Origin of the sequence: Pedobacter sp. Leaf194, assembly GCF_001423945.1 — a bacterium.
Lineage (GTDB): Bacteria > Bacteroidota > Bacteroidia > Sphingobacteriales > Sphingobacteriaceae > Pedobacter.
The window spans coordinates 642,127-657,542 of record NZ_LMPU01000001.1 but is presented as its reverse complement, the minus strand read 5'-3'; the positions used below and the strand labels follow the sequence as shown (position 1 = coordinate 657,542).

12 protein-coding genes and 1 pseudogene are annotated in these 15,416 nt (G+C 40.3%); all 13 read left to right on the top strand.

Annotated features, from left to right (window positions below; translation table 11 throughout):
• The first annotated feature begins 218 nt into the window (after nucleotides 1–218).
• The 13 genes and pseudogenes from ASG14_RS03030 to thrA all read left to right on the top strand — a co-directional run bounded on the left by ASG14_RS03030 (nucleotide 219) and on the right by thrA (nucleotide 15,365).
• Entirely contained in the window at nucleotides 219–920 is a 702-nt protein-coding gene (locus ASG14_RS03030; protein ID WP_056869567.1) for an N-acetyltransferase, read from the top strand.
• An 82-nt stretch (nucleotides 921–1,002) separates the two neighbouring features.
• Entirely contained in the window at nucleotides 1,003–2,193 is a 1,191-nt protein-coding gene (gene argG, locus ASG14_RS03025; protein WP_056869566.1) for an argininosuccinate synthase, read from the top strand.
• A 123-nt stretch (nucleotides 2,194–2,316) separates the two neighbouring features.
• Nucleotides 2,317–2,667 carry a cupin domain-containing protein gene (locus tag ASG14_RS03020; protein WP_056869565.1) on the top strand — a complete coding sequence of 117 codons (351 nt, stop codon included), beginning with the start codon at nucleotides 2,317–2,319 and terminating at the stop codon, nucleotides 2,665–2,667.
• Entirely contained in the window at nucleotides 2,645–3,646 is a 1,002-nt protein-coding gene (gene argC / locus ASG14_RS03015) for an N-acetyl-gamma-glutamyl-phosphate reductase (protein WP_056869564.1), read from the top strand. Before ASG14_RS03020 ends, argC begins: the two co-directional genes overlap by 23 nt.
• A 31-nt stretch (nucleotides 3,647–3,677) precedes the next feature.
• Nucleotides 3,678–4,054, top strand: a pseudogene (locus ASG14_RS20635) (four helix bundle protein).
• Nucleotides 4,055–4,080: 26 nt separating this feature from the next.
• Nucleotides 4,081–5,211, top strand: a complete 1,131-nt coding sequence (locus tag ASG14_RS03005) for an aspartate aminotransferase family protein (RefSeq protein ID WP_056869563.1) — start codon at nucleotides 4,081–4,083, stop codon at nucleotides 5,209–5,211.
• A 117-nt stretch (nucleotides 5,212–5,328) separates the two neighbouring features.
• A complete protein-coding gene (locus ASG14_RS03000) occupies nucleotides 5,329–6,300 on the top strand; it encodes an acetylornithine carbamoyltransferase (RefSeq protein WP_056869562.1) in 972 nt (323 codons plus the stop codon).
• A 234-nt stretch (nucleotides 6,301–6,534) separates the two neighbouring features.
• Nucleotides 6,535–7,356 (top strand): acetylglutamate kinase, encoded by an 822-nt coding sequence (gene argB, locus ASG14_RS02995; protein ID WP_056869561.1) that lies wholly within the window; start codon nucleotides 6,535–6,537, stop codon nucleotides 7,354–7,356.
• Nucleotides 7,357–7,679: 323 nt separating this feature from the next.
• Nucleotides 7,680–8,489 (top strand): pyrroline-5-carboxylate reductase, encoded by an 810-nt coding sequence (proC, locus tag ASG14_RS02985; protein WP_056869559.1) that lies wholly within the window; start codon nucleotides 7,680–7,682, stop codon nucleotides 8,487–8,489.
• A gap of 62 nt (nucleotides 8,490–8,551) precedes the next feature.
• Entirely contained in the window at nucleotides 8,552–9,616 is a 1,065-nt protein-coding gene (locus ASG14_RS02980) for a M20 family metallo-hydrolase (RefSeq protein ID WP_056869558.1), read from the top strand.
• Between the two features lie 113 nt (nucleotides 9,617–9,729).
• A complete protein-coding gene (gene argH / locus ASG14_RS02975) occupies nucleotides 9,730–11,061 on the top strand; it encodes an argininosuccinate lyase (protein ID WP_056869557.1) in 1,332 nt (443 codons plus the stop codon).
• Nucleotides 11,062–11,164: 103 nt separating this feature from the next.
• On the top strand, nucleotides 11,165–12,418 hold the full coding sequence (locus tag ASG14_RS02970; protein WP_056869556.1) for a pyridoxal phosphate-dependent aminotransferase: 1,254 nt from the start codon (nucleotides 11,165–11,167) through the stop codon (nucleotides 12,416–12,418).
• 496 nt (nucleotides 12,419–12,914) lie between these two features.
• Nucleotides 12,915–15,365, top strand: a complete 2,451-nt coding sequence (gene thrA / locus ASG14_RS02965) for a bifunctional aspartate kinase/homoserine dehydrogenase I (protein WP_056869555.1) — start codon at nucleotides 12,915–12,917, stop codon at nucleotides 15,363–15,365.
• Nucleotides 15,366–15,416 lie beyond the last annotated feature (51 nt).

Here is a 15,416-nt window from a genome sequence, read left to right as displayed (position 1 = left end):
ATGATTAAAATATTTTTACATAAACTTTCTGTTATTACAGCGCAATTAGCGCTCGGAAAGACTATGTTTATTAATCAGTTTCAGCCCGTATTTCACTATCCCAGCAGCCGGCAAAATTTCACTCCACGTATTTAGTACTCAACTAAACGTAATGAGGAATTGATCCTCTCTAAAAACCCAATTAACAAGAATACTTATAATTTTTCGTTAGAAAACGAATGGATATTAACGAATTTATAGTGCAGGTTGCACTTCCTGAACATCGTGTATTTGCAGAACAAATCGTAACCGAGATGGCCGAATCTGCGAAAGCACGCGGCACGGGTATTGCAAAACGTTCTCCTGACTATGTTGCAAATAAAATGCAGGAAGGCAAAGCGGTTATTGCATTCCATAACGATGGACGATGGGCCGGCTTTTGCTACATCGAAACCTGGAGCCACGGGCAATTTGTAGCCAACTCTGGCTTAATCGTTTCTCCCGAATTTAGAAAAGCCGGGTTAGCGCATGCCATTAAAGAAAAGGTTTTCGAACTTTCCAGAACGCTGTACCCAAAGGCGAAGATTTTTGGCTTGACCACGGGTTTGGCCGTAATGAAAATAAATTCTGATCTAGGTTACGAGCCCGTTACCTACTCCGAATTGACACAGGATGAGGAATTTTGGAAAGGCTGCCAAAGTTGTGTAAACTTCGAAATTTTGAAAATGAAGGAGCGTAAAAACTGTATGTGTACAGCTATGCTTTACGATCCGGCAACTCAAAAACATGATGCTGCCAAGAAATTTGCCGAAGAGTTACAGAAAAAACCCAAATTATACGAGCGCTTTATGCGCATTAAACAGCGTTTAGTTGTAAAGCCGAAGCCAAAATCAGGCTTTAAAGTATTGATGTTTTTATTTACCCTTTTATTTAATAAGTAGTGATGAGTTGCTTGTGGATAGCTTAAGAAAAATTGGCAACCCGCAAGCTTAACCCCTTACATTAAAATTAATTATAACTCAGATGAACAAAGTAGTTTTAGCTTTTAGCGGAGGTCTTGATACCTCATTTTGTTGTATTTATCTTGCTCAGGACCGTGGACTGGAAGTTCACTCGGTAATTGTGAATACCGGTGGTTTTTCTGACGAAGAGTTACAGGAAATTGAAAAAAGAGCCTATGCTTTAGGTGTGAAATCTCACGCCGTAGTAGATGAAACTAAAAGTTATTACGATGAATGCATTAAATATTTAATTTTTGGTAATGTATTAAAAAACGCGACCTACCCACTTTCCGTTAGTGCAGAACGTGTTAGTCAGGCCACTGCAATTGCAAACTACGTGAAAAAAATCGGTGCTGATTATGTAGCTCATGGCAGTACAGGTGCAGGCAACGACCAGGTACGATTTGACATGATTTTCAATATTCTGATACCGGAAGTTGAAATTATTACCCCGATTAGAGATCTGAAATTATCCCGCGAAGCGGAAATAGAATACTTAGCCGAACATGGTGTTGAATACAGTGCTGCAAAAGCACAATATTCCATTAACAAAGGTTTATGGGGAACATCGGTTGGTGGAAAAGAAACGCTAACATCAAACGAAACTTTGCCTGAAAGTGCCTGGCCAACCCAGGTTACAGAAACTGAATCGCGTAAGCTAGAGTTAACCTTTGAAAAAGGAGAACTTGTTGCCATTGATGGGGAAACTTTAGAGCCAGTTAGGGCGATTCAAAAATTGCAAGCCATTGCACAGCCTTTTGGTATTGGTCGCGATATCCATGTTGGCGATACCATTATTGGTATTAAAGGGCGTGTTGGTTTCGAGGCAGCCGGACCTATTATCATTATCAAAGCACACCACACTTTAGAGAAACACACATTAACCAAATGGCAGTTAAGCTGGAAGGAACAACTATCATCTTTCTACGGAAACTGGTTGCACGAAGGTCAATTCCACGACCCGATAATGCGGAACATAGAAGCTTTCCTAAGCGATACGCAAAAGGTTGTGAGCGGTAAAGTGTTTGTAGAGTTGATGCCTTACCGGTTCCAAATTATTGGTATCGAATCTAACCATGATTTGATGAGCAATAAATTCGGTAGCTACGGCGAAATGAACAATGCCTGGAGTGGCGAAGATGTTAAAGGTTTCTCTAAAATATTCGGCAACCAGGTAATGATTTGGCACAAAGTGAATTCAGGAGAAGCGTAGAGAAGTTGAAAAATTAGAGTTGAAAGCATCTTCGCATCCTCTCGACAATGCGCTGAGGTACGACGATGCAAGCTCATTAAAGTAGGCAGTTCGAATTTGTCCGGATGACTAAAGATTATACCAATGGCTGAAATACTATCAAAAGAAAACTGTATAAGTCACTACAAGTGGGGCGATAACTGCGATGGATGGAATTTTGTGAGCAAAGCTGATGTTGCAATTAAGCAAGAACTGATGCCAACACAAACTGCAGAAAAATTGCACTTCCATAGTTATGCAGAACAGTTTTTCTACATTTTGAAAGGAAAAGCAACATTTTTAGTAGAGGGTGAAACCTTTTCAGTTGATGCTAATAAGGGTCTGCAAATTGAAGCAGGCAAAAAACATAAAATCATAAACAACGGTGTTGATGATTTAGAATTTATTCTTTTTTCATATCCATCTACAGAAAATGATAGAAAAGATTGTGAATAATAAAATTAAAGCAGGAATTATTGGTGGTGCCGGGTACACAGGTGGCGAAATGCTCCGTATTCTGGTTAATCACCCAAACGTAGAAATCGCTTTCGTAAATAGTACGAGCAATGCAGGAAATTTAATTTCTGATGTGCATACAGACTTATTCGGCGAAACTGATTTAAAGTTTGTAAGTGATGTTCCACAAGATATTGATGTACTTTTTCTTTGCGTTGGGCACGGCGATGCGAAGAAGTTTTTAGCTGCCAATTCAGTTAACGAGAACATTAAAATCATCGATTTGTCACAGGACTTTAGGTTAACTGCGAATGGTAAATTTGAAAGCCGTGACTTTATTTATGGTTTGCCGGAGTTAAATCGCGATAAAATAAAATCAGCACAAAATATTGCTAATCCAGGATGTTTCGCAACCTGTATTCAGTTGGGGTTGTTGCCTTTGGCTGCAAAAGGCTTAATTAAAAGTGAGGTTCACATCAATGCAACAACGGGTTCGACCGGAGCCGGACAAAGCCTCGCAGCAACTTCACATTTTAGCTGGAGAAACAACAACCTTTCCATTTACAAGGCCTTTGAACATCAACACTTGAATGAAATTGGAGAAAGTTTATTGCAGCTGCAACCGAGTCTTTCAGATTCACTGAGTTTCATCCCGCAACGCGGCGCTTTTACCCGCGGGATTCTGGCTGCAATGTATTTAGAAAGTGAATTAACGCTTGAAGAGGCACAAAACCTTTACCAGGATTACTACAGCACACACCCGTTCACACACGTTAGCGGGAAAAATATCGATTTAAAGCAAGTTGTAAACACCAATAAAGCATTGGTTCATTTAGAAAAACACGGAAACAAATTGTTCATTATCAGCATTATAGACAACCTTTTAAAAGGTGCCAGCGGCCAGGCCGTGCAAAATATGAACTTAATATTTGGTCTTGAAGAAACAGCAGGCTTGAAGTTGAAAGCAGCTAATTTTTAGTGGTACGTTATAAGTTTTAAGTAATAAGTGTATGCAGAATTTCAAAGAGTTAAAAGTGTGGGAAAAAGCCCATCAAATTACACTTAGTATTTATAAAGCTAGTGCCAGGTTTCCAAAAGAAGAAATTTACAGTTTAACAAATCAACTGCGGCGAGCTGCTTCATCAATACCAGCTAACATTGCAGAAGGATGTGGTAAAAATACCCAGGCAGATTTAGCTAATTTTTTAAATATATCTTTAGGTTCAGCTAATGAACAGAATATTTTTTGATTTTATCTAAAGATTTAGATTATTTAACAGAAGAACAGTTTTCAATTTTATCAAACAGTATTAATGAAGTTAAGGCAATGCTTATCAGCTTGATTGGAAGAGTGAGAAGTAAATATGCATCCAAACCTACAACTTAAAACGTACTACTTATAACTTAAATACAATGCAATTATTCGACGTTTATCCTCTTAACGATATAGAAATTACAAAAGCATCTGGCAGCAATGTTTGGGATGCGAACGAACAAAAATACTTAGATTTATATGGCGGTCATGCGGTAATTTCTATCGGCCACACCAATCCGCATTATGTAAATCGCTTAACGGATCAATTAAACAAAGTAGGTTTTTATTCCAACTCTGTTAAAATTCCTCTTCAAACCCAATTGGCAGAGAAATTGGGTCAGGTTTCCGGTAAAAAAGATTTCCAATTATTTTTGGTTAACTCTGGTGCAGAAGCCAACGAAAACGCATTAAAACTTGCCTCGTTTTACAATGGCAGAAAAAAAGTAATTGCTTTTACAGGGGCTTTCCACGGCAGAACTTCTTTAGCTGTTGCGGTAACCGACAACCCCAAAATTGTCGCTCCCGTAAATCAAAATGAGCATGTAATATTCCTGCCTTTTAACAATGAAGTAGCTTTGGAAGATACCTTCAAGGCACAAGGAAACGAAATTTCGGCTGTAATTATTGAGGGTATTCAGGGCGTGGGCGGAATTAAGGAAGCGTCGAAGAGCTTTTTGCAGAAAATCCGCTCTCTTTGTGATGAATATAATTCGGTATACATCGCCGATTCGGTTCAATGCGGCTACGGAAGAACAGGGCTGTTTTACTCACACGACTATTCGGGCGTTGAGGCTGATGTTTATACCATGGCGAAAGGAATGGGTAATGGCTTTCCTGTTGCAGGAATTTCAATAGCGCCTAAATTTAAACCGTGGCATGGCGAATTAGGAACCACTTTCGGCGGTAACCATTTGGCATGCGCTGCCGCTCTGGCGGTTTTGGAAGTTATGGAAAACGATAACCTGATGAAAAATGCAGAAGAAATTGGCGAGTATTTAATCACTGAGCTGAAGAAATTTGAGCAGGTAATCGAAGTTCGCGGACGTGGATTGATGATTGGAATTGAATTGCCAGCGGAGCTTGCTCATGTTAAAAAAGAACTGTTATTTACGCATCACATTTTTACTGGCGAAGCAAAGCCGAACGTTATTCGTTTATTGCCGGCTTTAAATTTAACCAAGGCGCATGCTGATGAATTTCTGGCGGCCTTTGGGGAGTTGGTAAAATAATACACTCGTCATTGCGAGGCACGAAGTTAGAGCAATGCTAATTGCTTTTTTGAAATTTTTAAGAGGTGGTGCAGGAAAACCTTAAACCCTACACCTCAAACCTTAAACCCTAAAACTATGAAGTTATTCACTTCCGTACACGATGTTTCGAGCATCAAAGAATTTGTAAAAGATGCGCTCGATTTAAAGGCGAATCCTTATTCACATCAAAGTTTGGGTAAAAACAAAACCTTGGGTTTAGTTTTTATGAATCCGAGTTTACGCACCCGTTTAAGCACTCAAAAAGCAGCCTTAAACTTAGGTATGAATGTAATGGTAATGAATTTGGATAAAGAAGGTTGGGCCCTGGAAACGCAGGATGGCGTAGTAATGAACGGCTCTACCGTTGAACACATCCGCGAAGCGGCGGCGGTGATGGGCCAGTATTGTGATATTTTGGGCTTACGTTCTTTTCCAAAATTAAACAACCGGGAGGAAGATTACTCGGAAGATTTCTTTAAAAAATTTGTGAAATACTGCGCTGTGCCTGTAGTAAGTTTGGAAAGCGCAACACGCCATCCGTTGCAAAGTTTTGCTGATATTATTACCATCCACGAAACATGGACGAAACATCCTGACGGCAAAAAGCCGAAAGTAGTTTTGGCCTGGGCGCCACACGTAAAAGCTCTACCGCAAGCGGTTCCAAATTCATTTGCTGAGTGGATGTGTAAGGCACAGGCAGAAGGAATGATCGATTTTACAATTGCGCAACCTGAAGGTTACGAACTTGCCGAAGAATTTACACCAGGCGCAAACATTCAATACAATATAGAAGAGGCTTTGGCAGGCGCTGATTATGTTTACGTAAAAAACTGGAGCAGTTATAAAGAGTATGGCAAGGTTTTAACCTATCCTGATGGCTGGATGATGAACAACCAGAAACTGAAGCTTACCAACGACGCTAAAGTAATGCACTGTTTGCCTGTTCGCCGCGATTTGGAATTATCTTCGGAAATTCTGGACGGACCAAATTCGCTGGTCATTCATGAAGCTGGAAACCGTTTATGGGCGGCGCAGGCGGTAATTAAAGCAATGTTGGAGGAAATGTAAAATAACTACTTCATCATTAAGAGTACGAAGCACCAATCTTACGACGATTTTTCCAAATATATAAGACGCAATTGCCGAGAAGAAACGTGTGAAAAGCGGCAATAAGAAACGAAAAAAAGAATTGATCAGGAATAAAATCCTGCTTGGCTAGATTTGTTTGAAACTTTGATTAGTTTAATATAGCTGGGGCATTAAGATTGCTTCGTGCCCCGCAATGACGATACTCAAAAAATTATGAAGCAACTTACAATTATAAAAATTGGTGGAAACGTAATCGACAACTCTGAGAATTTACATCAGTTTTTGCTGGATTTTACGGCTTTACCCGGCGATAAGATTTTGGTTCATGGCGGTGGTAAAATTGCAACTGAACTTGGCGAAAGCTTGGGCATTGAAGCAAAAATGGTTGAAGGGCGCCGCATTACTGATATCGAAACTTTGCGGATTGTGACCATGGTTTACGCAGGTTTGATTAACAAAAACATGGTTGCCCAGTTACAAGCGAAAGGAAGCAATGCCATTGGTTTAACTGGTGCTGATGGAAATATTATCAGGGCTAAAAAACGTCCGGTTCAAAAAGTGCTGTCTGCCCGAAAAGATTTAGGCGAGACAATTGATTATGGCTTTGTAGGTGATTTAGATGAAAATTCGGTTTCTACAGAAACTTTAGATAAGTTGCTAAATGCGGGTTTAGTGCCCGTTTTATGCGCAATTACGCACGATGGCGATACACAGTTGCTAAACACAAATGCAGATACAATTGCTTCATCAGTCGCGGTAGCCATGGCTGCTAAATATGAAACGCGTTTGGTATATTGCTTTGAAAAAAAAGGTGTTTTAAAGGATGTTAACGACGATGATTCGGTGGTTAGGGAAATTAAAGCCGATGAATTCGATGCATTAAAAGCGGATGGAACCGTTCAGGGTGGAATGATTCCTAAATTGCATAACGCTTTTGAGGCAATTAAGAAAGGTGTTTCTGCAGTATATATTGGCAAAGCAAACGAACTTGGCGAACTTGCCAATGGCAGTTTCGGAACTAAGATGCTAAAATAAGGCGAAAGCTTCTAAGGTACTTATATTGGCAGTGAGCGAATTGGCTGTGGTATAAGGCTTTTCTTTTAGGTACAGTTTGAAGTTAGCTAAACCTGATAGAAACGGAAATACTTTTTTTAGCAGCAACCCTTAATTGACGGTGATGCTGAGGCACGAAGCATTTGCAGCCGAAGAAATAGTTGTTTCGTACCTGAGCATAGCAAGCAGTTTAAAAAGATTGCAGTGCATAGCAGGACTAACATTAACTGGAATGCTGCAATTGCTTTTCAAAGAAATTGACGAATCAAAATCGGTATTATTAACCCGAAGAAAATATAATTAACATGAAAAAAATTGCCATAATTGGAAGCGGGAATATTGGTTTATCTTTAGCAAAAGGCTTAGTGAAAGCAGATTTTGCCAGCGCGGGCGATATTACGCTAACGCGAAGAAACATTAGCCACCTTAACGCTTTCGCAGCGGCCGGATTTATGGTGACCAATGATAATAAACAGGCCATTACGGATGCAGATGTTGTAATTCTTGCGGTTTTGCCCCAACAATTAAATACGGTTTTGGAGGAAATAAGCAGCTCGATTAACGCAGCAAAACATCTGGTTATTTCGGTAATTTCTGGTGTAAGTTGCGCCGCGGTTCGGGCAAAATTAGGCGATGATGTTGAGGTGGTACGCGTGATGCCAAACACGGCGATTGCGATTGGCCAATCGATGACTTGCATGGCGAGCGATAATGCATCTGCAGAAAATATGGCCGAAGTGACTAAAATGTTTGAAACGGTAGGCTCGGTTGTAAAAATAAATGAAGACTTGATGACCTCAGCAACGGCGCTTTGTGCCTGTGGTATCGCATTTTTTTTACGGGCGATAAGGGCAGCGTCGCAGGGCGGTGTAGAAATCGGTTTCCATGCAGATGAAGCCTTAAAAATGGCGGTACAAACCGCAAAAGGAGCGGCAGATTTGCTTTTATTGCATGGCACACACCCGGAATCAGAAATAGATAAGGTAACTTCGCCGAAAGGCTGTACCATTGCTGGTTTAAACGAAATGGAACACAATGGTTTTAGCTCATCATTGATAAAAGGCATTAAATTATCAGCCTTAAAGGCAGGAAACTTATACACAAAAGAAGGTTAAAGGTATAAGGGAATAATTTAGTTATAGGCACAAATTGTTCCCTGATACAACTACTCGATACTATGTTATTAGAAAATATACAAAAAGAAAGTTTGGATTTGTTGCGGCAGCTTATCCGCATCCAGTCTTTTAGCAAAGAAGAAGACAGAACAGCAAATTTAATTGCCCAGTTTTTAGAAGAGCGGGGAATTAAAACGCAGCGCAAAATGAATAATGTTTGGGCTTACAACAAACATTTCGACGCCAGCAAACCAACCGTTTTATTAAACTCGCACCACGATACGGTTAAGCCGAATTCTGGTTATACCCGCGACCCATATGATGCAGCCATTGAGGGCGATAAGCTATTCGGCCTGGGCAGTAACGATGCCGGTGGCTGTTTGGTTTCCTTAATTGGTACATTTTTGTATTACTACGAACAGGAAAATTTACAATATAATATTTGCCTTGCAGCAACTGCGGAAGAAGAAATTTCTGGCAATAATGGCTTGGAGTTAGTTTTACCGGATTTAGGTGCGCTTGAATTTGGTATTGTTGGCGAACCAACAGAAATGAATCTCGCCATTGCCGAACGTGGATTGCTCGTTTTGGATTGTGTTTCGCGTGGTAAAGCGGGCCACGCAGCACGCGAAGAAGGTGAAAATGCGATCTACAAAGCACTTAAAGATATCGAGTGGTTCAGGAATTATCAGTTTCCAAAGGTATCAGAAGTTTTCGGGCCACTTAAAATGACGGTTACGATTATAAATGCCGGTTCGCAACACAATGTTGTACCCGCAAACTGTACTTTTACCGTTGATGTTCGGGTTACTGACGCATACTCTAACGAGGAAGTTTTAGAGATTATCAGGGCAAATGTAGACTGTGATGTTACTCCACGTTCGATTCGTTTAAAGCCATCATCAATTGATAAAAACCATCCGGTTGTGCAGGCTGGTGTTGCATTGGGTAAAACAACTTATGGCTCACCAACCACATCAGACCAGGCTTTACTAGATATTCCATCGGTGAAATGTGGACCAGGATTTTCTGGTCGCTCGCACATGGCCGACGAATTTTTGTACGTAAGAGAGGTTGCAGAAGGTGTTGAAGGTTACGTGAACATGTTGAAACCGGTGATAAGTTAGACTGAAATAACGGCTATCGCGAAGCATGAAGCAATTAATTTGCAAATGTTGCGCTTTGCATTTTGAAAACCAAAGAGGATTGCTTCGCTCCTCGAAACTGACGAAGTTTAGATATGAAAATTTGGCAAAAAAATATAGATGTAAACAAATTTGTAGAATCGTTTACCGTTGGTAAAGACCGCGAACTTGATTTACAAATGGCAAAATTTGATGTGCTGGGTTCTTTAGCACATACTCAAATGCTTGAAACCATTAATTTGCTTACTGCTGATGAACTAAAAAATATTCAGCAAGAGCTTAAAAATATTTATGTTGAAATTGAAGCAGGAAATTTCACAATTGAGAACACTGTTGAAGACGTGCATTCTCAGGTGGAATGGTTGCTTACCAAGCGTATTGGCGAGGCTGGCAAAAAAATTCACAGCGGCCGTTCCCGTAACGACCAGGTTCTGGTTGATTTGAAACTCTTCTTCCGGGCCTGTATCGAGGATATGGTGAACCAAACATCTACTTTGTTTACTCAGCTCATCGATTTAAGCAATACCCATAAAGAGAAATTAATGCCGGGCTACACCCATTTGCAGATTGCAATGCCATCGTCTTTCGGGCTATGGTTTGGTGCCTACGCCGAAAGTCTTGCCGATGATATGGAACTGATGCTTGCCGCATGGAAAATTACTAATAAGAATCCTTTAGGTTCTGCCGCAGGTTATGGTTCATCATTTCCTTTAAACAGAACACTAACCACCGAATTACTTGGCTTCGAAAGTTTAAATTACAATGTGGTTTATGCACAAATGGGCCGTGGTAAAACAGAAAGGATTTTAGCGCAGGCAATGAGTGCTGTTGCGGCAACTTTAGCCAAAATGGCGATGGATGTTTGCCTGTTTATCAATCAAAATTTCGGCTTTATCAGCTTCCCGCCAGAATTAACAACAGGTTCGAGCATTATGCCCCATAAAAAGAACCCGGATGTTTTCGAGCTGATTCGTTCGCGTTGCAATAAAATTCAGGCTTTGCCAAATGAAATTGCAATGATGATAACGAACCTTCCTTCAGGCTACCACCGCGATTTACAGCTATTAAAAGAAAACCTTTTTCCGGCAATAACTTCATTAAACGAATGCCTTGAAATTGCAAGTTTTATGTTCCAGAACATTACCATAAAGGAGCAGATTTTGGAAGACAAAAAGTACGATTATTTATTTAGCGTTGAGGTAGTTAATGATTTAGCCCTGCAAGGCGTTCCGTTTAGAGAGGCTTACAAAATTGTTGGAGAACAGATAGAAAATGGTACTTTTGCACCATCGGGCCAAATACATCATACACACGAGGGGAGCATTGGCAACCTTTGTAACGAGCAAATTTCTGCATCAATGCAGGCTGTTTTGTCTCAGTTCGGTTTCGAAAAAGTAAATAAAGCAATTGAAAAATTAGTAAGCTAGGCCGTTACTGCAAGAAATGGGCAATCTGGAAGCATGTGCTTCACAGTTGCCAAGCTTTTAAGTAGTATAACTTTGCAATTACATTTAAGGCAAAAAAATAATTATGAAGGTTTCCGTATTAGCCAGTGCATTAATTGGCTCAGAAATTATAAAAATTGGTAATGAAGTTAACGAAATGAAGCGGAAAGGTGCATCAATCGCTAACTTAACCATTGGCGATTTCGATGCTAACATCTATCCTATTCCAACAGAGTTAAAAGCAGGAATTGTTGAAGCATACCATGCAAATCAAACTAATTATCCACCTGCTGATGGCGTGTTACAACTAAGGGAAACAGTTTCCGAATTATTGAAAGACAGATTCGGCTTAGATTATAATGCCAGCAGTATTTTGGTTTCCGGTGGATCACGGCCCTTAATTTACGCAACTTACCTTGCCTTAATTGACCCGGGAGATACGGTTGTATTCCCTGCCCCATCCTGGAATAATAACCACTATTGCCATTTAACTTCGGCTAAAGCAATTGCCGTAGAAACCGATGCGGCTCATAATTTTATGCCTACCGCTGCGCAATTAAAGCCGCATTTAAAAGGCGCAACTTTACTGGCACTATGTTCGCCGTTAAACCCAACGGGAACCATGTTTGATGCGGATTCTTTAGCTGAAATCTGCGATGTGGTTCTGGAAGAAAACGCCAGTCGCGGTGCGGATGAAAAGCCATTGTACCTGATGTACGATCAGATTTATTCGCTTTTAACTTTTGGTAAGGAACACGTAAATCCGGTTTCTTTACGCCCGGCAATGCGGGAGTTTACCGTTTTTGTTGATGGAAGTTCTAAATGCCTTGCTGCAACGGGTGTACGTGTGGGATGGGGTTTTGGACCAGAAGATATCGTAAACAGAATGAAAGCGTTAGTAGGCCACATGGGCGCCTGGGCCCCGAAAGCTGAACAAGTCGCGATGTCGAACTATTTCAACAATAAAGGGCAGGTTGATACTTTCTTAACGAACTTTAAAGGCCAGATTCAGGAAAGTTTAAATGCACTTTACAATGGTTTTAACGATTTGAAAAACGAAGGATTTAACGTTGATGCAGTTGAACCAATGGGCGCTATTTACTTAACCATCAAAATAGATTATATAGGAAAAAGTACCCCGGACGGTAAAATTCTGAAGGATAGTGCTGATGTGAACTTTTATCTAATTAACGAGGCTGGAGCAGCATTGGTGCCGTTTTCTGCATTCGGAAATGAACACAATATGCCTTGGTTCAGGGCATCAGTTGGTGCCTGTACCTTGCAGGACATTAAAGATATGTTGCCGAGAATTAAGGCCGCTTTAAGTAAGCTGAAATAATAGCATAAGCGCAGAGCTGTTAAAAGTATTTCAGCTCTGCTTGCTTAAATTTATCAAGTCTAGAAAAACCTCACAGCGCTCTTTTGCTAGCATTCTTTTAACTCCGCAATCCAAAAAAAAACTTAACATTCCAGAATAGTTTTTGGTTCAAAAAATGCGGCTATGTCATTTGATTAAACGTTTTATTAAAATATTTTCAGTTAATTTTAGAAATTGTTTGCAATTAAGAAAAATATTCTGCTACTTTACGGTGTACAAAATACACCTAGTCAAATGATTTTTAATACTTCAATTATTACAACAATTATTATTACCACGGGATAAACCACGGGGCTAATTTGTTGTAAATTGAATTAAGATACAAAACACAGAAAGCGTCCCGACAAAAATCGGGACGCTTTTTTTTTAAACCCAAACTGAATGAATTTGCCAGGGCTGAAGACTACACAATTTTGTAAAAGCGAAGGCAATATTTCGGTTAAAATAAAATAGACTAATGAAAGTATTAAAATTCGGCGGCACATCCGTAGGTTCGGCCGAGAACATTAAAACGCTACTCACGATAGTGGCCAAAGAAAAATTAGAAAGCAATCCGGTAGTTGTATTATCGGCAATGAGTGGCGTAACCAATTTGTTAACCGATATGGCCGAAAGGGCCGAGCGTGGCGAAGATTACGACTCAAGTTTAAAAGAAATTGAGGCTAAACATTTTGCAGTTATCCGTTCACTCCTACCAGCAGCTGCGCAAAATCCGGTGTTTACCCGCTTAAAAATCTTCTTTAACGAATTAGAAGATCTGTTGCAGGCAGTCACAAATCTTCGGGAACTGAGCATGCAAACCAAAGACCAGATCTTGAGCTATGGTGAACGCTGCTCATCTTTTATGATTGCGCACATCGCAGCGCAACAATTTGCAGAAGCACTTTATGTAAATGGATCGGAATTAATTAAAACCGACAATAATTTCGGGCAGGCAAAAGTTGAAACTGAACTAACGGAAATGCTTATCAATGATTTCTATCAGACTAACCAGAGCAAGGTTTTGTTTGTAAACGGTTTCATCGCCAGCAATGCCGATGGTAGAATAACGACCTTAGGTCGGGGCGGCTCTGATTACACCGCAGCAGTTTGGGGCGCAGCTTTAAATGCAGAAGAAATCGAAATCTGGACGGATGTAAATGGTATGATGACCGCTGATCCACGCATCGTAAAAAAGGCTTTTTCACTGCCAGAGTTGAGTTATACAGAGGCAATGGAGTTGAGCTATTTTGGGGCGAAAGTGATTTATCCGCCCACGATGATTCCAGCTTTTATGAAGAAAATTCCAATCGTAATTAAGAATACTTTCGAACCGGACTTTTCAGGAACATACATAAAAAGCGATGTCAAAACATCAAACCTGCCAATTAAAGGCATCTCATCAATCGATCGCCTTAGCATTATAAACCTTACCGGAAGCGGCATGGTGGGCAAAGCCGGTTTTAGCGGAAGATTATTTTCGCTGCTATCGCGTGAGCAGATAAATGTGGTGCTGATTACGCAATCTTCATCTGAGCACAGCATTACATTTGCTGTTAAACCTACCGATGCAGGCCAGGCAATTGCTTTGATTAAAAAAGAGTTTGAACTGGAACTTGATGCAAATAAACTGGCTTTACCAGAAATTGAAAATGACTTAGCGGTGCTGGCAATTGTGGGCGAAAACATGAAACGTACGCCAGGCATGAGTGGAAGACTATTTAACGCCTTGGGTAGGAACGGAATCAATGTTCGGGCAATCGCTCAGGGTTCATCAGAATACAATATTTCGGTAATTATAAGCGCAGCTGATTTGTCTAAAGCCGTAAATGCAGTTCATGATGCTTTCTTTACCGATTTAAAACGTACGCTGAATATTTTTTGCCTGGGTACAGGAAATATCGGCAAAACACTTTTTAACCAACTCAAAGAACAGATGCCTTTTCTGGCAGCAAATAATGATTTGCAAGTTAAGGTCACCGGAATAAGCAACACCCGCAAAATGGTGTTCAATGCTGACGGTCTATCGCTTGAAGATTGGGAAACAGAGTTGAATTTAAACGGGGAAAGTGCAGATTTGGCTAGTTTTGTAGCACACATGAAATCGCTTAATTTACCGAACTGCGTTTTTGTAGATAACACAGCCTCAGAATCGCCTATTGAATTTTATCAGGGCATCTTTGAAAGCAGCATTTCGGTAGTTACCTGCAATAAAAAAGGCAATTCGGCAGATTTCGTGCAATACAAATCATTTAAAGATACTGCCCGTAAGTTCGGCGTGGATTTTTATTATGAAACCAATGTTGGAGCAGGCTTGCCCATTATCCGCACCCTAAGGGAACTGATGATGAGTGGCGATAAAGTTGCCAGGATTGAAGCTATTTTATCCGGAACAATTTCTTACATCTTCAATAACTTTAAAGGCGATGCCGGTTTTTACGAAACGGTAAAAGAAGCGCAGGATTTAGGCTATACCGAACCCGACCCACGCGATGATTTGAATGGAAAGGATTTTATGCGTAAGATGTTAATCCTCGCCCGCGATGCTGGTTATCCATTAGAGGCCGCTGATGTAAAAATAGACAATATCTTACCAGAAGCATGTTTAAATGCAACATCCGTAGAAGACTTCTACTCAGAACTTCAAAAAAATGCGGCCTATTTTGAAGATTTAAAAAATCAGGCAGCAAAGGATGGTAAGGTGTTGCGATATATTGGTAAGCTGGAGGATGGAAATGTAGAAATTAGTTTGCAAATGGTTGATGACAGTCATCCGTTTTACATGCTTTCTGGAAGTGATAACATTATTTCTTTCACTACAGACAGATATAAATCTCGCCCTTTAGTAGTAAAAGGACCTGGCGCCGGTGCCGAAGTTACCGCGGCTGGTGTTTTTGCCGATATTATAAATGTTGGTAGTTTAAGCTAAATAGCGAAGAGATTAAGCTAAAGCAAGAAACCATTAAATAATTAATAGCAC